At 26.4% G+C, this 20,212-nt stretch carries 19 protein-coding genes and 1 pseudogene; all 20 read right to left on the bottom strand.

All coding sequences use genetic code 11. The features are described from left to right. Positions 1-1,004, bottom strand: a pseudogene (locus tag BUE91_RS03350) (adhesin); the annotation flags it as partial. A gap of 263 nt (positions 1,005-1,267) precedes the next feature. Next, the gene (gene murA, locus BUE91_RS03345) at positions 1,268-2,536 is read right to left on the bottom strand and encodes a UDP-N-acetylglucosamine 1-carboxyvinyltransferase (RefSeq protein WP_073507947.1); all 1,269 of its coding nucleotides are present in this window, start codon (positions 2,534-2,536) and stop codon (positions 1,268-1,270) included. A gap of 10 nt (positions 2,537-2,546) precedes the next feature. Next, the gene (locus BUE91_RS03340) at positions 2,547-3,110 is read right to left on the bottom strand and encodes a DUF1694 domain-containing protein (protein ID WP_073507946.1); all 564 of its coding nucleotides are present in this window, start codon (positions 3,108-3,110) and stop codon (positions 2,547-2,549) included. Positions 3,111-3,147: 37 nt separating this feature from the next. Next, entirely contained in the window at positions 3,148-3,552 is a 405-nt protein-coding gene (locus BUE91_RS03335) for a hypothetical protein (protein WP_073507945.1), read from the bottom strand. Continuing rightward, on the bottom strand, positions 3,545-4,408 hold the full coding sequence (locus BUE91_RS03330) for a tyrosine-type recombinase/integrase (protein WP_066900331.1): 864 nt from the start codon (positions 4,406-4,408) through the stop codon (positions 3,545-3,547). Before BUE91_RS03330 ends, BUE91_RS03335 begins: the two co-directional genes overlap by 8 nt. An 18-nt stretch (positions 4,409-4,426) precedes the next feature. Continuing rightward, positions 4,427-5,893: a sulfatase family protein gene (locus BUE91_RS03325; protein ID WP_073507944.1), complete on the bottom strand. Its 1,467-nt coding sequence runs from the start codon at positions 5,891-5,893 to the stop codon at positions 4,427-4,429. Further along, positions 5,880-6,020, bottom strand: coding sequence for a hypothetical protein (locus tag BUE91_RS07115; protein WP_180370670.1), 141 nt, complete (start codon positions 6,018-6,020; stop codon positions 5,880-5,882). Before BUE91_RS07115 ends, BUE91_RS03325 begins: the two co-directional genes overlap by 14 nt. Then, entirely contained in the window at positions 6,021-7,352 is a 1,332-nt protein-coding gene (locus BUE91_RS03320; RefSeq protein WP_244889884.1) for a sodium:solute symporter family protein, read from the bottom strand. It abuts the gene before it with no gap. Between the two features lie 239 nt (positions 7,353-7,591). Next, positions 7,592-9,220 carry a DNA repair protein RecN gene (gene recN / locus BUE91_RS03315; protein ID WP_073507943.1) on the bottom strand — a complete coding sequence of 543 codons (1,629 nt, stop codon included), beginning with the start codon at positions 9,218-9,220 and terminating at the stop codon, positions 7,592-7,594. 9 nt (positions 9,221-9,229) lie between these two features. Further along, positions 9,230-10,003: an NAD(+)/NADH kinase gene (locus BUE91_RS03310; RefSeq protein ID WP_073507942.1), complete on the bottom strand. Its 774-nt coding sequence runs from the start codon at positions 10,001-10,003 to the stop codon at positions 9,230-9,232. Continuing rightward, entirely contained in the window at positions 9,984-11,264 is a 1,281-nt protein-coding gene (locus BUE91_RS03305; protein WP_073507941.1) for a 3'-5' exonuclease, read from the bottom strand. The genes BUE91_RS03310 and BUE91_RS03305 overlap by 20 nt, the downstream gene beginning before the upstream one ends. A gap of 70 nt (positions 11,265-11,334) precedes the next feature. Then, positions 11,335-12,219: a DMT family transporter gene (locus BUE91_RS03300; protein WP_073507940.1), complete on the bottom strand. Its 885-nt coding sequence runs from the start codon at positions 12,217-12,219 to the stop codon at positions 11,335-11,337. A gap of 54 nt (positions 12,220-12,273) precedes the next feature. Further along, positions 12,274-14,871, bottom strand: a complete 2,598-nt coding sequence (gene leuS, locus BUE91_RS03295) for a leucine--tRNA ligase (protein ID WP_073507939.1) — start codon at positions 14,869-14,871, stop codon at positions 12,274-12,276. Positions 14,872-14,880: 9 nt separating this feature from the next. Beyond that, on the bottom strand, positions 14,881-15,579 hold the full coding sequence (rlmB, locus tag BUE91_RS03290; RefSeq protein ID WP_066900344.1) for a 23S rRNA (guanosine(2251)-2'-O)-methyltransferase RlmB: 699 nt from the start codon (positions 15,577-15,579) through the stop codon (positions 14,881-14,883). 44 nt (positions 15,580-15,623) lie between these two features. Further along, on the bottom strand, positions 15,624-16,847 hold the full coding sequence (locus tag BUE91_RS03285) for an AraC family transcriptional regulator (RefSeq protein WP_073507938.1): 1,224 nt from the start codon (positions 16,845-16,847) through the stop codon (positions 15,624-15,626). Between the two features lie 126 nt (positions 16,848-16,973). After that, entirely contained in the window at positions 16,974-17,684 is a 711-nt protein-coding gene (locus tag BUE91_RS03280) for a hypothetical protein (RefSeq protein WP_073507937.1), read from the bottom strand. 27 nt (positions 17,685-17,711) lie between these two features. After that, positions 17,712-18,269, bottom strand: a complete 558-nt coding sequence (locus BUE91_RS03275) for a hypothetical protein (RefSeq protein WP_083573757.1) — start codon at positions 18,267-18,269, stop codon at positions 17,712-17,714. A 55-nt stretch (positions 18,270-18,324) separates the two neighbouring features. Next, entirely contained in the window at positions 18,325-18,891 is a 567-nt protein-coding gene (locus BUE91_RS03270) for a hypothetical protein (protein ID WP_083573755.1), read from the bottom strand. Between the two features lie 16 nt (positions 18,892-18,907). Then, entirely contained in the window at positions 18,908-19,471 is a 564-nt protein-coding gene (locus tag BUE91_RS03265) for a hypothetical protein (protein ID WP_073507936.1), read from the bottom strand. A 27-nt stretch (positions 19,472-19,498) separates the two neighbouring features. Beyond that, positions 19,499-20,206 carry a hypothetical protein gene (locus BUE91_RS03260; RefSeq protein ID WP_083573753.1) on the bottom strand — a complete coding sequence of 236 codons (708 nt, stop codon included), beginning with the start codon at positions 20,204-20,206 and terminating at the stop codon, positions 19,499-19,501. Between the last annotated feature and the right edge of the window lie 6 nt (positions 20,207-20,212).

Below are 20,212 nucleotides of genomic sequence, written 5' to 3'. Positions count from 1 at the left end.
GTTCCTATTGCTATAGAGTTTTGTCCTCCTGAAATGGCTGAAAATCCATATGCTGCTCCACCCTCTGATAGAACTAATGTCTTATTACCTGAAGCTATAGCATTTTGGGCAAATACATTAGTTTCTCTTCCTATTGCTATTGATCCTTCTCCTTCTGCTCTTGTTAGTGTTCCTACTGCTGTTGAACCTTTCTTTAAAGCATATGCAAGAGTTCCTAAGGCTGTTGCTCCATCAGCATAAGCTATAGACCTAGAACCTATGGCTATTGATCCATGTCCTTGGGCTAGTGTTGGTGAGTATTTATGTTTAGTAGAATCTGTTCCTCCATTACTTCCATATCCATATACACTTCCACTAGAATCTATATTACTGTAAAGTGTTTTAAAATATGTATTAAAATCATATTTAGTAATAGGCTGAACATATGAAGATACATCATCATTACCTATTGCTATAGATGATCTTCCTATAGCATAAGTATTATTTCCTACAGATGTTGCTTGAGCTGTTGAGAAAACTGCATTTCCTATTGCAACCCCTTGTTCTTCATCGTCCTTTATATGGTTTGTTATTCCAAAATGATTTCTATAAACATGTGCATGAGAACCAAGTATTACAGATTTTTTTACATCTGATTTTGTATTAGCACCTATTACAACACTTTCTGCCTTCTCAGATATAGCATTAAACCCTATTACCACATTTTCTGAACCTTTACCGTATGTTCTTACTCCAGCTCCTATTATTACTGAACTTGAAGTATTATTTGCACTATTATGATATGCTAGTATAATATTATTTTTAGTATTATATTCTCCATGATCATTGTAACTATTGTATACACCCACTGTTCCATTATTATCATCTATTGCCAACCAAGATCCATAAGAAGTTGATGATAAACCCATAAATCCAAAAATTAAGTATCTTATTATTGTTTGATCATTTATACTTATCTTATTTTTTAAAATTTTTTTCAATTCATAACTCTTAATATTCTTCATTTTCCCTCTCTTTAAAAATTTTTCATCGTTAAATTTCATATTTTGAAACTTTTTTAAATCTAACAATTATTATAACTATAAGTAAAATATTAAAATTTGTTTTTTATATTCAAATAAAGATTAAGAAATAAACATAATTTTAACAAAATACCTTTATTAAATCGTTCTAACATCTTAAATCTCTTTAAATATTATACCCCCCCCCCCCCATTTTTTGTCAATAGTTAAATAAAAACGAGAGATTTTATAATCTCCCATTTCTATTAAACTTCAAGTTTTATTCTTTCTATTTTTGCTCCAACTTTATTTAATTTTTCTTCTAATTTATCATATCCTCTATCTATATGATATATTCTACTTAAAATAGTATCTCCATCTGCTATAAGTCCAGCTACAACTAAAGCTGCTCCTGCCCTTAAATCTGAAGCCATTACATTAGTTCCATAAAGAGTTTCTACACCTTCAACATTTGCTATACCATGTCTTATAGTTATATCTGCTCCCATTCTATTTAATTCAGGAACATGCATAAATCTATTTTCAAATACAGTTTCTTCAACTTCGCTATGACCTTTAATTAATGAAAGTAATAACATCATTTGAGCCTGCATATCTGTAGGAAATCCTGGATGTGGCATAGTAACTATTCTTGTAGGTTTTAAATCTTTAACTTTACCCTTAACAGTTAATATATCTCCTTCTTTTTCAAATTTAACTCCTATAGATTCAAGTTGATTTTTAAATACTCCTAAATCCTCAATATTAGCATTTTTAATTTTCAAATCTCCATCTGTAACTATTGAGGCAATAACATATGTTCCTGCTTCTATTCTATCAGGCATAATTGAATATTCTACAGCATGTAATTTTTCTACACCTTCAATAGTTATAGTATTAGTTCCAAGACCTTCAATCTTTGCTCCCATTTTTATTAAATAATTACCTAAATCAACTATTTCTGGTTCTTTTGCTGCATTAATTATTCTAGTTTTACCAGGAATTTTAACAGCAGCCATAAGTAGATTTTGTGTTGCACCTACTGAAGGGAAAGTTAACGCTATATCTGCCCCTTTAAGATTTTCAGAAACAACATGAACATATCCTCTTATTTGAGTAATTTCAGCTCCTAATGCTTCAAATCCTTTTAAATGTATATCAACTGGTCTGCTTCCTATAGCACAACCACCTGGAAGTGAAACTATTGATTCTTGTAAATTAGCAACCATAGGCCCCATAACTAAAAATGAAGCTCTCATTTGCTTAACTATTTCATAACTTGCTTCATTTCTTTTAAATCCATCATTAATTATTTTATAACTACTACTATCTAATTTTTCAATCTTCATTCCAAAATCTTCTAATAATTGGAACAATATTCTAATATCTCTTAAATCAGGTACATTTCTTAATATATGTTCCCCTTTTTCTATAAGCGTTGCTATTATTATAGGAAGTGCTGCATTCTTTGCTCCACTTACTTCTATTACACCATTTAAAGGTCTTTTACCTTCTATTTTGAATCCTTCAACCATGTTTCCTCCGTTAATTTTCTAATTTTTGTGTTATAGGGCAAATAGTACCTGTAATTTTATCAAAAAATCTTATAGGTTCATAATACTCTTCAAGTTCTGGCAATTTTTCTTTTATTATCTCATAATATTTTTTTGATATTTTCTTTCCCATAGCTTGATAAAAAACTATATCTAAGCCTGCATTTAATATTCTTTCTTTAAAGCTTAATACTATAGGATCTTCACTCCTATTTTTAACTTCATTATCAGATATTACAACCAAGCCAACTTCTCCAGTATAACTAAGTCCATCAACCATTTTACAAGCTATTTTCATCTTTTTTGAAAGAGATATATATTTTTTAAGTTTTGATAAGTCAACATCTCTTGAAACTATCATTTTATATGCTATTTTTTTTCTTAATGCTTTAATTACTTCAGGATATATAAATTTTTCTTCTAATTCTTGTTTTGTTAATGCTACTATAACCCTTTCCTTATATTCTCCTAAATATTTATTTTTTTCAACTCTAGCATTAATTATTTTATCTTTAATTTTTTCTATTTTTTTTAATATATCATTTTCAAGTATCATAACCTGATTTTAACATAAATACAAAATCTATTCAATGTTAAGCTAGTAAAAAGTATATAAATACCATCTTAAATATTCCGTATAATATGTAAAAAATTGCTCCTTTTCTTACCCTTACTATACCATCTGTTTTATATATTATTAATAAAAATAATAGATAAATTAAATGGTATAGAATAAGGTACGATAAATTTATTGTTCCCGTAAAAAGTACTAATGTATCCACAACAAACATAATATTTATTATAAATATTGGAAACGATGAATTATATATATTTTTTAATATACATACATTTAAAAGAACATAGCTCGTAGTTAAAACTACTAAAGACACTATATTTTTTTCAACTAATAATTGAAACTTAAATATTACTCCTATTACAATAAAGAGTATTAAAAATAAACCTTCATAACCATATTTCTTTCTTAATTTCTTATTCATCTTCTTCTCCAATTTTTACTTTTTTATATATTTCCTTAAGTTTAGACTTCTCAACATGAGTATAAACCTCAGTAGTTGTAATACTCACATGTCCTAATAATTCTTGAACTACTCTAATATCAGCACCATTTTCTATCATCATTGTTGCAGTAGAATGTCTAAATATATGTGGATGTATTTTTTTCTCTATACCAACATTTTGTGCATGTTTGTTTAATATTTTCCAAAAGTTTTCTCTTCTAATTCCAGGGAAAAGTAAATAACTTCTTTCACTACCCTTAATTTTAGGTCTTATATCCTTTATATATTCCTTTATTTCTTTTTCAAGTTCTAAATATATCGGGACAAATCTATATTTACTTCCCTTACCATAAAGTTTAGCAAATTCAAAATCAGAATTTTCTATATCCTTAATTTCTAAATTAATTACTTCTGAAATTCTAGCACCTGTTGCCACTAAAAACTTAACTATTAACTGATTTCTTCTATTTACTGGTTCATGATTAAAGCTTTGTATTATGGCATTAATTTCTTCAAAGCTTAGAGCATTTGGTAGTCTTTTCTCTTTTTTTAAATTATGTATTTTATTTGCTGGATCATTTTTAATTATTTTTTCAATATAGCAAAACTTAAAAAAGGATTTTATACTACTTATTTTCCTAATAACCGTATTATATGTATACTTCTCCTTTAGCTTTTCTATATACTGATAAATATCATCACTAGTTATATCACATACTTTTTTATTTACTTTTTTAAAAAAAGTATATAAATCATTTCTATAACTTTCTATAGTTTTATCAGCATTACCTTTTTCAAATTTAAGATAATCTAAAAATGAGTTTACTTCTACCATGTTCCCCTCTATCCTATTTTACTGTATTTTATTTTCTATTTTTGTTTCTGTTTTTTCATCTAGTTTAGCATCAGATGAAAATATGAATTTTGAATGATATCTTCCAAAAGTATCTCTTGCATAACCTCCCCATTTACCTGCAAACCTTTTCTGACCTGCACCATAAATTGGTAATGTCGCACCATCAATTTCTTTATTCACATAATTTAAGAACCATATTTCAAGTTCTTTTCTCATCTCATCTATAATTTCTCTATAGTTTTCATTATTAATCTCATTTATATTCTCATTTTTATCTTTTTCTAAATCATAGAATTCATGTGGTCCATCAGGATATCTATGAACATATTTATATTTCTCATTTCTAATCATTCTTGTTGGACCATATTCATCATATATCACAACGTTTTTATCATTATCAATCTTATTATTATTAAGTATTCCTGAAAAACTCTTTCCAGGATAATCAACATGTTCATCTTCTATGTCATCTAAACCTAAATATTCAAGCAATGTAGATCTAATATCATAATGGCTTAATAAATTAGTTACTATTTCTGCTTCTGTTTCATCTTTTTTATATATTATAAAAGGAACCTTAATAGAACTATCATACATATTTAAAGGACTAGTTCCATTACCTTTTCCAAAAATACCATGATGTCCCATATTCATACCATTATTACTAGTGAAGATTATAAGGGTGTTTTTAAGAATATCTTTTTTTTCAAGTTCATTAATTATTTTTCCTATACCCATATCCATAGCAGTTAATGCTGCAAAATATCCTTTAAGAATCTCTATTCTTTCTTCCTCATTTCCCTCAAATGTTTCAGCTATCTTCCAAGGGTGATATGGATCTCTAGGACAAGATTCAAGTTTACAATTATCATATAGTTTTAAGATTTCTTCTTTATGATTTTTCCTATCCCATGGTGAATGAGGAGCTGTATAATTAACATTTAAAAAGAATGGTTCTTTTTCTTTATTTAAAAATTTTATAGCATAATCTGTTATTTTATCAGTTGTATATTCTTCCTCATATATTAACTTCTCATCTTTATACATAGGTGCTTTATAATATTGTCCTCCACCCTTTTTATGTGAATACCAATAATGAAAACCTTTTTTAGCTTTATCTGCAAGTCCCACATGCCATTTTCCACTCATACAACAAGTATATCCATTTTTTGATAAAATGTCTACAAATGTAGATTGACCTTTTAAATAATCTTCTGTTGTTGTACCATTTTCCCATTCATCAAGCCAATCATGTATTCCATGTTGTGATGGTATTCTCCCTGTAAAAATTGAAGCTCTTGCAGGAGAACATACAGGTGAAACACAGAAAAAATTTTCAAATATTTTACCTTTTTCTGCTAATTTATCTATATTGGGAGTTATAGCATCTTTATTACCATAACAACCTAATGCCCATGCTCCTAAATCATCTGCAATAATAAATAAAACATTATTTTTTTTCATTACTTACAGCCTCCAGCATCTCCTTTATATTCCTAAATCCCTTTATTCCAACTATTATTATAGTACTTACATACCAAATAAGCCCAAAAACTATTAAAAATTTCCAGAATAATATTAATATTTGCATTTACTTCACTCCCTTTTTAGAAAATAGAATTTTTAAATAAGAACCCAATATCATAGCTATCCATGTAAATACAAATGATGCTATTCCTGAATAATATGGTCCTATTTTATCTGCATAAGGTTTTAAAACTTCTATTTGTTGTGCTACTAAAAAACTAATAGGAGTTAATGCTCCAATAATTATTGATGCATAAGCACCCCATTCATTTGATTTTTTAAAGTAACATGCTGCAATTAATAAAGTTGATACACTTACTGAATAAATTGTAGCTGTAAGAGTCATATATACCCATAAATCTGATTTTAAAGGATACCATAATCCATATAAAAGTAAAAATATTCCTATTAAAGCTACTAACAATCTATTTACAAAAATTTCTTTTTTCTCTTTCCATGAATTCTTATGAAATATTATTAATATATCATTGTATATAACACTAGCCCAACCTAATAGATATAATGAATCTGTTGACATATCTGCTGCAAGCATAGCTGCTACAAGTATTCCTATAATTCCACTAGGAATAAGTAAAGATAGCATCTTAGACATAGCCTTTATATGCACTCCTCCTATAGATTCAAGTGTTATAAAAGAAAGTGCTGTAATTCCCCATATTACAGGGATTAAAGATCTAACTATATAGAAAAAGCTTGTTCTTGTATACATCTTTTTTGCAACTTTTTCATCTTTAGCAGATAATACACGTGATACCATAGTTTGCCATGTTAAAACAGTAGCACTTAAAACTAAGGCTGTGTAAAGAACATATTGCCAACCTAATTGAGGATGCACAAAAGGATTTAATCCTCCTGCCCCATATTTTTCTATAACAGTATTAAATAATTTATTCCAACCAACTTTATAAAAGATTATAAATGTAGTTAAAGTAAGTCCTACACTCATAAGAATAAATTGCATATAATCTGTAACTAAAACTGAAAGCATTCCACCAAATATTGTATATAAGGCTACTATAAGTAAAAGTATAGTCATTGTAATTTCTAAATAACGTGGATTTAATCCAGCAACATAAACTAAAAATTCTCCACCTGTCCTAAGAAAAACTCCCATATTTAAAAGTCCACCTATAACTATAACTACACCTGTAGACCATCTAATTTTTTTACCAAATTTCTTTTCAAAAAATTCTGGTATAGTTACAACTCCAGCTTTTCTTAATGGTTCTATACAAAATCCTGTTTTACCTACAGTAAACATGATTATAGCCATAAGAACACCTACTGTTGCTCCTGAAAATCCATATTTATAACCTAATTGTCCAGCAGCCATACATGTTATAATTCCAAATTCTGTGGCAGCAAGAGAAGCCATTCCAACATAAAGATCAACACTTCTTCCTGCAACTAGAAAATCGTCAGCATTTTTTACATCCTTATTAGTAATCCTACTACAAGGATTAATAAGATATAAAAGCCTACTATACTTCCATCTAACATCTAATTGAAATTAAACATTTTATCACCTTCTTCATATATTTGAGGGAACATTTAATGGTATGCACCTCTTATATAAGAGACCTCGCTTTCTTTCATTGTCAATATAAAATGTTATTATTTCATCATCTCTTTTGCTATTTCTAAACTTGCCTTAGTTATATTATCTCCTGATAATATTCTAGCAATTTCTTTTATTCTTTCTTCCTCATTTAATTTCTTTATCTTAGTTCTTGTATTCTTCTCATCACTTTCCTTATATATTAAAAATTGATTATTAGCCTTTGCAGCTATTTGTGGTGAATGAGTTACACATATTATCTGAACATTATTTGATAACTCTTTAAGCTTGTTTGCTATTTTAATTACAGTCTCTCCTGAAATACCTGTATCTATCTCATCAAATATCAAACAAGAAATATGATCTACTTTTGAAAAGACTATTTTAAGAGCTAGCATTATTCTAGATATTTCTCCCCCTGAAGCTATCTTAGATAAATCTTTTAATTTTTCTCCCTTATTAGTAGAAATTAAGAATTTAATTCCATCATTACCATTTATGTGTATTCTATCAAGTTCTGTAAATTCTATATCAAATACTACTGATGGCATATTTAATTCTTTTAATTCATTCATAACATTATCTTTTAATGTTTTAGCCTTATTTTTTCTAAGTGTAGAAAGTTTTTTACTTAATTTCTTATATCCCTTTATATTCTCTTCTAATTCTTTTTCTTTCTCATATAAGGCTTCATCAGAATGTTCTATTAATTCAAGCTTATTTTTAATATTTTCTCCATATTCAAGTATTTCCTTAATACTAGAACCATATTTAAGTTTAAGTTTTTTTATAATATTTAACCTATCATTTACTTCTTCTAACCTATATGGATTATTATCTACACCAGTAAGAGAAGATGAAAGTTCATCTACTATATCATTTAATTCTTCATAAACATTATTAAATCTATCATTTAACTCATTATATTTATTTGAATACTCACTTAATTTCTCTAAATCTTTTTTTATCTTCTTAAAGCTACTAAAATCCAAGAAATCAAGTATTTCAGTTAATTTATCAGTAATCATACCTGAATTAAATAATTCATTATATTCATTTTCAAGCTCTTCATCTTCATCTACTTCTAAATTATGCTTAAATATTTCCTCAACTATATACTCATATAGATTTCTTTTTTCTATTGCTTCACTTTTTTCCCTTTTTATATTCTCTATTTCTTCACTTAATATATCTATTTTTGATATATATTCCTTAATATCAGCCTTAATCTTTAAACTATCCTTATCTAAAAACTTATCAAGTAAATATAGGTGATAATTAGAATTAAGTAAATATTGATGATCATGCTGACCCACTAAATCTAAAATATTACTACTAATCTCCTTTAAATTTGATAAGGTAAATCTCTTATTATTCACTCTTACCTTATTATCTAGTCCAAATTCTCTTGAAATTATTAATTCCTCATCAAATTCATACTCAAGAGTATTTAATTTTTCTATCTGTTCATCATCTAGGCTAAATACTGCTTCTATACTTACTTTTTCACTATTTTTACCTATCATTTCTTTACTTGCTTTTTCACCAATAATCAAAGATAATCCATCAAGTATTATTGATTTTCCAGCACCTGTTTCTCCTGTAAGTACAGTAAGTCCTTTTTCTAAATTAATGTCTATTTCATCAATAATTGCTAAATTTTCAATTTTTAATTCTTTTAACATCTATACCCCCTAAATCCAATATAATTTTTCTTTTAATATGTCATAATAATTTAAATCATCTACATATATTAAATCTATTCCCATATCTGAAAGCTTAGCATAAACTACATCTTCTGGATATAGTTTAAAATGAAGATTTCCATCTATATTTAAACCAACATATTCACTTCTTCCAAATGCTGAAAATTTAAGTTCACTCTTACCATTAATTATAATAGTCCTTGTTGTAAGACTTTGAGGTGCAAGTGGAGTTATACAAATTGCATCTAAATTTGGTTCAATTATAGGTCCACCAGCTGAAAGTGAATAAGCAGTGGAACCTGTAGGGGTTGCAACTATTATTCCATCTGCCTTATATACATTTATTAACTTTTTATCTTGTTCTACTTTTACATTAATTAGCCTTGAATTTATAGCAAACTTTAATATACTTAATTCATTTAAACCATAATAAACCTTATTTTTAAAACTAACTTCTAAAAATTTTCTATGATCTATCATATATTCTCCATTAATATATTTTTCAAATGAAGTTATGGCATCTTTACTACTTATCTTAGTCATATATCCTATACTCCCATAATTAATAGAAAATACTGGTATATTTTTTACTCTCAAATGCTCTACTGTAGAAAGTAATGTTCCATCACCACCAAAAGTAACTAATACATCTGCTAATAATATATCCTCAACTACTTCTATTTTTTTCTCATTTAAATAATCTAAAAAATATTTAATTTCATCACTACTTAATGTAATTTTTTTAATTATCTTTACCTTCATTCCTATCACTCAATTCTTCTAACATATCCTTATATATCCCTTTATATGAAACAAGTGTTGCAAAACAATCTACTCGGCTATTATGAAAACCTTTATCTTTAAATCCATAATAACTTGAACATTCTATTAGTTTTGGTCTTTTTAATTTTGGATTATTAAATATTTTCCTATATATATATTTAAAATAATCTGATATGTCTATTCTTTTAATATGTTCTACATTAAATCCTTGCCTTTTAAGTAACTTATAATCAAAATCTATACCATACCCTACCATATAGCCTGTAACATCAAGTATAGATTGTATCTCTTCTCTATATTCTTCAATAGTTAATTTATCTTCAAGCATCTTATTACTTATCTTATGTATCTTATATGCACTTTCCCATTCTTTTACATTTAAAGGTTTAAAGTATTCATCAAATAATTTTTCACCTTTAATGTCTATAATACTAAGCTGTATTATTTCATCATCTTCTCTAATACCAGTTGTTTCTAAATCCAGTATTATTTTATTACCTGTACTTTCATACAATTTAACATATTTTCTTGCAAGTTTAGTTAATTTATCTTCTTTTTCTAAAACTTTATTCTCTTCTTCTAAAATTTTCATTACTTGAGGGTCATACTTAAATTCAAACTTTTCTTTTTTCTCAACTAATATACTCTTAAAACAATGTAAAGTAGCTATACAATCACTTAATGCATCATGAGCATTAAAATCAAAATTATAGAATTTTGAAGCCTCTAATAAACTAGGTCTAATCTTTCTATCTATTATATTTTCATTTTCAAATAATAATGAAAAAATATAGGCTATGTCTAATACTATATTAGATTTAAGCTCTATTCCTGCTCTTTTTAAAAATGCTATATCAGAATTTACTTCATACCCTATTATTAATTTATGTTTTTTTAATATTTTTTCTATATCTCTTTTATAGTAAGAAATATGTTTTTTGTTTTTTACCATTTCATGAGAAATATTATGTATTTTAAAAGCCTCTTCCCAATCATTAACATGTTTAGGTTTCATGTACTTATCAAAGACTATATTACTTCTAAGATCTATTATACTTAATTGCAATATTTCATCATTTTTTCTAATTCCAGTAGTTTCTACATCTAATATTATTGGATTTAATATAAGTATATTTTTTCTAATATATTCAAATAATTCCATAAAAATTTCATGTCTTTCTAATTGAACTTTTAATTTTTTAGCTCTTCTTTTAAGACTTTGTAATTCTCTTTCTTCCATTACTCTTCCTTACTATTTTTTATACCTATATTATACAATATATACAAAAAAAAAGGAACATCAAAAGTTCCTACTTTCCCTTATTATTTTTAAACATAAAATCTAATTTAGTTTCTGAAATTATTATACCTAAAAATATTAATAATGAACCAAATAATATTAAAATATTAAATTTATCATATCCTAAAAATATTGATAAAATAGTCGCAAAAACTACTTCTAAAGATAATATTACTGCTGCTGTTGAAGAATTAACTCTTTTTTGTCCAACTATCTGTAAGGTATAAGCTATAAAAGTACAAAATACTCCCATATATAGAGATGCTAATATACCTGACATTGATATTACTCTTAAATGACCATAATATATTGCTAATATTAATGATAATATTGTTGCAACTAAAAATTGTACATATGCAAGTACAACCGTATTTATATTATTAACATAATATCCTGTAAATACTATATGAAGTGCAAATAAGATTGCACATACTACTGTATAGAAATCTCCTTTATTAAACCCTTCTACAGTTTCTAAAAAATTTCCTGATAACATATATATACCTATAAATGCAAGTATAGAGGCAATAAAAGTGTACTTATCTACCCTTGTTTTATATAATAAGTAGGACATATATGGAACAAATATTACACAAAGTCCAGTTAAAATAGAATTTTTTGCAGGAGTAGTATAATATAGTCCAAAAGTCTGCATCATATATGCTAAAACAAGTATACTACCAAGTATAAGTCCTGCCCTATATTCTATCATTTCTACTTTAATTTTCTTTATTTTAAGCATAAAGTAAAGTAAAATAGTTGAAATTAAAAATCTTACAAATAGTATATTATATATCTCCATACCACTATCAACAGCAATTTTTGTAGCTATAAATCCAGTTCCCCAGATTATAGCAACAATAAATAGTATTAATTCAGATTTTAAATTTTTCATTGTATTTCAACTCCTCAAAAATATTAATAAGTAGAGTCTAAGACTCTACTTACATCATTTTACAACTATATTTACTAATTTGTTAGGTACTATTATAGTTTTTAAAACTTCTTTTCCTTCAATATTTCTTTGTACATTCTCATTTGAAAGAGCTTTTTCAATAATTTCTTCTTTACTTACATTAATGTTAGTTTCAAATTCTCCTCTAACTTTTCCATTTACTTGAATTACTATAGTTATTTCTGAAACATGAGTAAGTTCTTCAACATATGTAGGCCAAGCAGCGTTAGATACATATCCTTCCATTTTACATATTTCCCAAACTTCTTCAGATAAATGAGGTGCAAAAGGTGCCAACATTAATATTAATGATATCATTGACTCTTTAAAAATTTTATTTGATTCACTAGATTTATTATCCATATCTAACACATTTTGCTTATATGTAGTTAACTCATTAATAAGTTCCATGCTCCCTGCTATGGCAGTATTAAAGTGGAAATTATCTTCCATACTATCTGTAACTCTTTTTATAGTTTGATGAGTTTTTCTTTGAAGCTTTTCATCTTCCTTATTTCTTTTACTTAAATCTATTTCTAAATAATTAGCTGTTAATATATCTAAACATTCTTGTACCATTAAGTATACTCTATTAATAAATCTATATGCTCCTACAACACCATTTGCATTCCATTCTAATTCTTTTTCAGGTGGTGCAGCAAATAAAGAAAAGACTCTAGCAGCATCTGCTCCAAATTCTTGAATAATTTTTTCTGGATCTACCCCATTATTCTTTGACTTAGACATTTTCTCAAGTTTAGAAATTAATTCCTCTCCTGTTTTTATACTAAATGCCTTCTTATTTTTTATCTCAACCTCTTCTTTATATAAATATCTTCTTTCATTATTAGAATAATATGAATAATCAAGTACCATACCTTGAGTAAGTAATCCCTTAAATGGTTCATCAGTAGATAAATATCCTAAATCCCTAAACACCTTGTGGAAAAATCTTGAATAAAGTAAATGCATTACAGCATGCTCTATTCCACCTATATATTGGTCAACAGGAGTGTAATTATCAGCATCCTCCTTTGAAAATGCTAAATTCTCATTGCTAGGATCTAAGTATCTTAAATAATACCATGAAGAATCAACAAAGGTATCCATAGTATCTGTTTCCCTATATCCTTTTTTACCATTAGGTAATATAACTTCTTTGAAACTTTTAGATGTTTCTAGAGGATTTCCTTTAACACTAAAATCTACATCTGTAGGTAAAACTACTGGTAAATTTTCATCTAAATGTATATTCCCGTCTTCATCATATATAACTGGAATAGGTGTTCCCCAGTATCTTTGTCTACTTATTAACCAATCATGTAACCTATAATTTACTGCTACATGTCCTTTTCCAATCTTTTCTAATTTTTCAATTATTTTATCTTTTACTTCTATATTATATATTCCATTAAATTCCTCAGAATTAATTAACTCACCTTTTCCTAAAAAAGGTTTATTCCCATCAAAATCATCTTCTGGATTTTTAGCTTTAATTACAGCCTTTGCACCTAAATCATATTTTTTAGAAAAGGCAAAATCTCTTTCATCATGAGCTGGAACACCCATAACAGCACCTGTTCCATAATCCATTAATACATAATTTGCTATATAAACTGGTATCATTTCATTAGTTAATGGATGTTTTACATAAAGACCTGTAAATACTCCAGTTTTTTCTTTATCTTGAGCTTCTCTTAAAATCTTATCTTCATTAATCATATCATCTATTAATGGTTTTAATTCAGGTTTTTCTTTTAATACTATCTCAGATACTAAAGGTAATTCAGGAGCTATAGAAATATATGTAACACCATAAATAGTATCTATTCTTGTAGTAAATACAGGTATTTCTATTTCTTTTTCCCCATGCTCTAAAGTAAATATTACCTCACTTCCACTAGATTTACCTATCCAGTTTTTTTGCATAGAAAGTACCTGATCTGGCCAATGACCTTTTAACTGCTCATGACTTTTAAGTAATTCATCTGCATAATCTGTTATTTTAAAATACCATTGAGATAATTCTTTTTGTATTACTAAAGTCTTACCATGTCTCCAACATTTACCATTTTCAACCTGTTCATTAGCAAGTACAGTATTACAATCTGGACACCAATTTACATATGATTTTCTTTTGTAAACTAATCCTTTTTTATACATTTCTATAAAGAATTTTTGATTGAACTTATAGTATTCTTTTTTATAAGTTTCAATTTCTCTATCCCAATCATATGAAAGTCCCATTAACTTTAATTGTCTTTTCATATTCTTTATATTCTCTTCTGTCCATATTGCTGGATTAACACCATTATCTATAGCTGCATTTTCAGCTGGTAATCCAAATGAATCCCACCCAAATGGATGTAATACATTAAATCCTTTCATTTTCTTATACCTTGCTATAGCATCTCCTATAGTATAATTTCTTAAATGCCCAGCATGTAATTTACCTGATGGATAAGCAAACATTTCTAAAGTATAATAATTTTTCTTACCTTCAACCTTGTTTTCAGTTTTAAAAACTTTATTTTTATCCCATATTTCCTGCCATTTTTTTTCTATTTCTTTAGCACTATACTCTTTAGCCATTTTTACCTCCTATTTACTCATCTCAGATAATAGTATTCCTGCTGCAACAGATACATTTAATGAATTTATTTCTCCTTTTAAATGGATTTTTAATATACTATCACAACTTTCTCTAACTCTTTTTCTCATACCCTTACCTTCACTTCCTAAAACTAATGCTTTTTTCTTAGGGTATTTTTCTTCATAATAGAACTTTTCTCCATCAGCTTCTGCACCATAAACAAAGTATCCGTATTTTTGAAGTTTTTCTATAGTGTCAGCTATATTAGTGACCTGAACTATATCTACATGTTCTATAGCCCCTGTTGATGATTTAACAACAGTTTCTGTAACCTTTACATTATTTCTATCCTGCATTATTATTCCACTTACTCCAAAACATTCACAAGATCTGATTATAGCTCCAAAATTTCTTGGATCTTGTATCTGATCTAGTATTACTATAGTTGATTCTTCTTTCATTAATTCTTTTTCTAAAAAGGCTACAAAATCAACATAATAATCATATTCTGATATATATGCTACAACACCTTGAGAATTATCATCTCTTTTATCAGTATAAAATATTTTTAAATTTTTCTTACTTGCAAGTTCAAGTAATTTCTTAATATGTAATTTATTTATTCCCTTATATATCTCTAATTTTTCAATAGTAGTTTGACTTTTTAAAATCTCTATTACTGGGTTAATTCCTTTAATCTTTTCCATTATTTTCTCCTAAAATTACAAAACTTCTTTTTATTATACTTTAGTTACATATCGTTGTCAATTTTTTTATACTCCCTAAAACATGTAGGTGTCATATTTTTATTTTTCTTAAAATTATTATTAAATGACTTAATATTGTTATACCCCACTTCAAAGCATATATCTATTATAGGTATATCTGTATCAATCAATAGTTCACATGCCTTATTTATTCTAATATGATTTAAATATGTACTAAAGTTTCTATCAACATATGATAAAAGTAATTTATTTATCTTTATTTCTGAAATATCATACATTTTAGATATTTGTTCTATTTTAATATCCTGCATATATTCTGTGTTGATATAGTTAATTATTTCAAAAATTATTTTCTTATCATTTTCATTAAATCCAGTAAATGAATCTCTATACATATTCCTATATGATGTAGGAGTCATATTCTTTTTCATATTCCAAATTTTTGTAATATGTGAACCATCTACAAATCCTGATACATTGGCTATTTCATCTAAACTCATATTTGTATAAAGTAATAATTCTTCTGTTTTAGCTAGTCTTATCTTGTATAATAGTTCATTAAAAGTTAAACCAGTATGTTCTTCTATATGTCTTCTAACAGTTGATTCGCTTATAAAAAAGATTACAGCAAGCTTATTAATAGTAAGCTTTTCATTAGAATGTGCATGTATATATTTAATTAACATCTGTGCCTCAGAATAATTATTTTTCTCATTTTTAAGTTTTTTACTATTACGGGATAATACTACAAATAGTTCTAAAAATTTAGAAATAATAAATATTTCAGAATAAGCTCCTGCAATAAATTTATCTATGGATTCTAAAATATTATCATCACCTATTTCATTTCTTATCTCAAGTAATATCTTTTTAATTTTAGTTCCAGCTCTACCATTTAAATCTATTTTACTTAATTTTTCAATACTATTAAATATATCAATATATTCAGGTCTAATTTGATTTAATATCCTAGTTATGTATGAATTATTATACGAAAAAACCAATATATTCATAGATACATTTACTTCTGTTATTTCTGTAGTACTCCATGGATTAATGCAAATTAAACTATTTTCCTTTACTTTATACTCAATTTCATTTAGTTTAATTTTTCCTAATCCAGAAACTATAAAAGCAAACTTATGAGTTGTATGTATAGATTTTTCACCTATTTCATCTACTAGTTTAGTAACTATACTAACATGTCTATTTGATTGAATGAATGTATTATCATTAAAATATTTCATTTTATACCTACAACTTTCCATTTTAACTAAACATTTTTCTATATTATACCTTTACTTTTTTACATTTTCAATCATAAATTTAAAAAAGGTAGTTGCTAACTACCTTTTATACTATTAATATTAAACTTATTTAAAAGTATACCCAAACTCTACCCCAAAACGACCTTTTCCTTCTAAACTACTATAAATTCCAACATTATACTTATCATTAATTTTGAAACCAAAGGTTCCTTTAATTAATCTAAGTTTTTCAGAAAATTTATTGCTTCCATCATGATATTTTATCCACCATTCTAACCCTACCCCATATTCTAAAGCTAAATAAGCTTTAAGAGCATCATTTACTTTAAAATTAATATCTGCTTCAGCACCTACAAATCCAGCTATAAACTGATATTCTTTAATTTCAGTTAACACAAATGAAACTTTAGGTCCAAATGTAATATCAACTCTTCTATTAATCTGATATTTCCATTCAGGTAAAAATGAAATAACTTGATAAAATGTAGCCCACTTATTTGTAGGAACTGCACTAATAGCCCCCTCTAATCTATATCTTGGTCCCGTTAAATTACTTTTACTCGGAAGCATTACTTGTTTTACATTATTATTCTTTTCTCTTTCAACAACAACATTAGATTTAGTTGTTCTTTGTTGTACATTATTCGAACTATTTTTATTAGTAGAATTATTAGCATCTACCACTCTTCTATTTTGATTTCTATTTCTTAAAGTATTAGTATTTCTTCTTCTAGTTCTTTGAGTACTTTCTGGAGCTGAAAAAGAAATTTCACCAACAGTTAATAATAAAATCATTGATAATAATATTTTCTTCATTCATTACTTCTTTTCTTTAAAAATCAATTATTTAAATGTATATCCAAATTCTATTCCCACAAGTCCTTTATCAAGAATAGCAGAATAAATAGCAATATTATATTTATCATTTATCTTACTACCTAAGGCTGCTTTGATAATTAAACTAGCATCTTTTTCTACAGCATCATTAACATTTTTCTTAATTCCACCACCTACACCCGCTTCTAATCCTATATATACTTTAATATTCTCTTTTACTCTAAAGTTAAAATTAGATTCTATTCCCAAAACTGCATTACCTCTTACAATTAATTTTTCTGTTGATTTAGTTTCTGATAAAAATAATGTTAATTTAGGTCCAAATGTAATATCAAATTTTTGAGAAATTTGTGATTTCCATTCAGGCAAGATTGCTATAGCCTGAAAAAAATTTGGACTCTTAATAGTATTTATACCTAAAGCACCCTCTAATCTATATCTTGGTCCTGTTATTTTAGGTGAATTTAAAGTACCCGTTTCTTCTTTCTTATTTTTAGAATCAGAACGTGAAATAGTCATTTTATTTTTATGATATTTCTTATTAGATGAAAAAGAATTTTCCACCCCCAGGTAAATAATATCAATAATAATATTTTTTTCATTTATAATTTCCTTTCTCCTAAAAAGTATAACCTACATCTAATCCAATTATACCTTTAATATTTCCTGTATATATCGCCAAATTATATCTATCTTTAATTTTAACTCCCACTGAAATTTTAGCTGTAGATCTTAATATTATTTGAACATTATTAGAATTATTATTTTTTATATCAAATACTACTCCTTTTCCAAGTTCAATACCTGTGTATACTTTAAGATTCTCTTTTACTTTATAATTAAAATTAACTTCTCCACCTAAAAATACACTAGGTCTATATTTTATTGGGTTAATAATAGTTCCAAAATTTGTTATAATCTTTGGACCAAAAGTAACATCTATTTTTTTATTAGCTTCAAATTTCCATTCTGGTAAAAATGAAATAGTTCCTGATACAAATTTATATCCATCAGTATCTCTAACATCAACAACTCCTACAGAAACTTCTACTCTATATCTAGGTCCTTTTAATTTATTTGAAGTTGTAATAGAAATCTTTTTACTATTTTGTTTTAAATTCTTTACTTTTGCTGGAAATGAAACTAATCCAACAAACAAAAATATTGATAATATTAATTTTTTCATGTATTATTTCCTTCCATTAAAAAGTATAACCTACTTCTATTCCTAACAACGCTTTTGCATCTCCAGTATAAATAGCTATATTATATCTATCATTTAATTTAATACCTAATGCAATTTTACTTATAGCTGTAAACTCACGACTATAATGTATATCGTTTGAATTTTCACTTGATTTCATATTTTCACTATTATTAATGGAAGAATATCTTTGAAATCCTACTCCTGTTCCAGCTTCTAGCCCTAAATATATTCTAATATTATTCTTTACTTTATAATTAAAATTTGCCTCACCACTTAAAATTAAACTAGATATTATTAATAATCCATTAGTATATTTTATAGTAGTTGTATTTACTGTGATTTTTGGACCTATAGTAATATCAAATCTATCATTAACCTGTAATTTCCACTCTGGTAAAAATGAAATAGCACCTGAATAATAGTTATAGTTTTCAGTAATTTTATCATTAATAAAACCAAAAGCTCCCTCAAGTCTATATCTCGGTCCACTAATATCAGTCGAAAAGGAGATTATCCCACCCCAGATCAATAATATAATTAACAATAATGTTTTTTTCATTTATTGTCCCTTTCTTTTAAAAATAATTTATTTAAATGTATATCCGAATTCTACTCCAATACGTCCTTTACCTTCTAAACTACTATAAACTGCTATATTATACTTATCATTAAGCTTAATACCAAATGCCCCCTTAAATAATCTAGGTCTACTAAAAGTTACTTTCTTATTTGAATAAGCTATAGACCACTCTAAACCTAATCCCGCTTCTAAAGATGTATACACTTTAAGATTTTCTTTTACTCTAAAATTAAAATCTGTTTCAATACTTAAAAACAAAGCAGGATAAGCATAATTTTTAGTTTCTGATAAAATAAATGAAAATTTAGGTCCAAATGTTATATCAAATTCTTTACTAATTTGAGATTTCCATTCTGGTAAAAATGAAATTGCTTCATGAAATGTAGCCCATTTTGTAGGTACTGCACTAAAAGCTCCTTCAATTCTATATCTTGGACCCGTTATATTATATTTTCTATTTACTTGTTTTACATTATTATTATTTTCTTTTTCAATAATAATATCAGATTTAGATGTTTTTTGTTGTATATTGTTTGAATTATTTTGATTAGTCGAACTAGATTTATTATCTATTATTCTTCTATTTTGATTTCTATTTTTTAAGATATTAGAAATTGAATTAGAACTTCTTCTATTCCTAATTCTTTGATTATTAGATGGAGCCGAAAGAGAAAGTTCAAACATTAATAACATCAATAATAATATTTTTTTCATCTATTA

The organism is Streptobacillus notomytis (genome assembly GCF_001902585.1).
Taxonomy (GTDB): domain Bacteria; phylum Fusobacteriota; class Fusobacteriia; order Fusobacteriales; family Leptotrichiaceae; genus Streptobacillus; species Streptobacillus notomytis.
This window is presented reverse-complemented; position numbering and strand designations above follow the sequence as displayed.

Bases quoted from the DNA above. Each gene is read 5' to 3' on its own strand.
- murA (WP_073507947.1), bottom strand. From the start codon at position 2,536: ATGGTTGAAGGATTCAAAATAGAAGGTAAAAGACCTTTAAATGGTGTA.
- BUE91_RS03340 (WP_073507946.1), bottom strand. From the start codon at position 3,110: ATGATACTTGAAAATGATATATTAAAAAAAATAGAAAAAATTAAAGAT.
- BUE91_RS03335 (WP_073507945.1), bottom strand. From the start codon at position 3,552: ATGAATAAGAAATTAAGAAAGAAATATGGTTATGAAGGTTTATTTTTA.
- BUE91_RS03330 (WP_066900331.1), bottom strand. From the start codon at position 4,408: ATGGTAGAAGTAAACTCATTTTTAGATTATCTTAAATTTGAAAAAGGT.
- BUE91_RS03325 (WP_073507944.1), bottom strand. From the start codon at position 5,893: ATGAAAAAAAATAATGTTTTATTTATTATTGCAGATGATTTAGGAGCA.
- BUE91_RS07115 (WP_180370670.1), bottom strand. From the start codon at position 6,020: ATGCAAATATTAATATTATTCTGGAAATTTTTAATAGTTTTTGGGCTT.
- BUE91_RS03320 (WP_244889884.1), bottom strand. From the start codon at position 7,352: ATGGCTTCTCTTGCTGCCACAGAATTTGGAATTATAACATGTATGGCT.
- recN (WP_073507943.1), bottom strand. From the start codon at position 9,220: ATGTTAAAAGAATTAAAAATTGAAAATTTAGCAATTATTGATGAAATA.
- BUE91_RS03310 (WP_073507942.1), bottom strand. From the start codon at position 10,003: ATGAAGGTAAAGATAATTAAAAAAATTACATTAAGTAGTGATGAAATT.
- BUE91_RS03305 (WP_073507941.1), bottom strand. From the start codon at position 11,264: ATGGAAGAAAGAGAATTACAAAGTCTTAAAAGAAGAGCTAAAAAATTA.
- BUE91_RS03300 (WP_073507940.1), bottom strand. From the start codon at position 12,219: ATGAAAAATTTAAAATCTGAATTAATACTATTTATTGTTGCTATAATC.
- leuS (WP_073507939.1), bottom strand. From the start codon at position 14,871: ATGGCTAAAGAGTATAGTGCTAAAGAAATAGAAAAAAAATGGCAGGAA.
- rlmB (WP_066900344.1), bottom strand. From the start codon at position 15,579: ATGGAAAAGATTAAAGGAATTAACCCAGTAATAGAGATTTTAAAAAGT.
- BUE91_RS03285 (WP_073507938.1), bottom strand. From the start codon at position 16,847: ATGAAATATTTTAATGATAATACATTCATTCAATCAAATAGACATGTT.
- BUE91_RS03280 (WP_073507937.1), bottom strand. From the start codon at position 17,684: ATGAAGAAAATATTATTATCAATGATTTTATTATTAACTGTTGGTGAA.
- BUE91_RS03270 (WP_083573755.1), bottom strand. From the start codon at position 18,891: ATGAAAAAATTAATATTATCAATATTTTTGTTTGTTGGATTAGTTTCA.
- BUE91_RS03265 (WP_073507936.1), bottom strand. From the start codon at position 19,471: ATGAAAAAAACATTATTGTTAATTATATTATTGATCTGGGGTGGGATA.
- BUE91_RS03260 (WP_083573753.1), bottom strand. From the start codon at position 20,206: ATGAAAAAAATATTATTATTGATGTTATTAATGTTTGAACTTTCTCTT.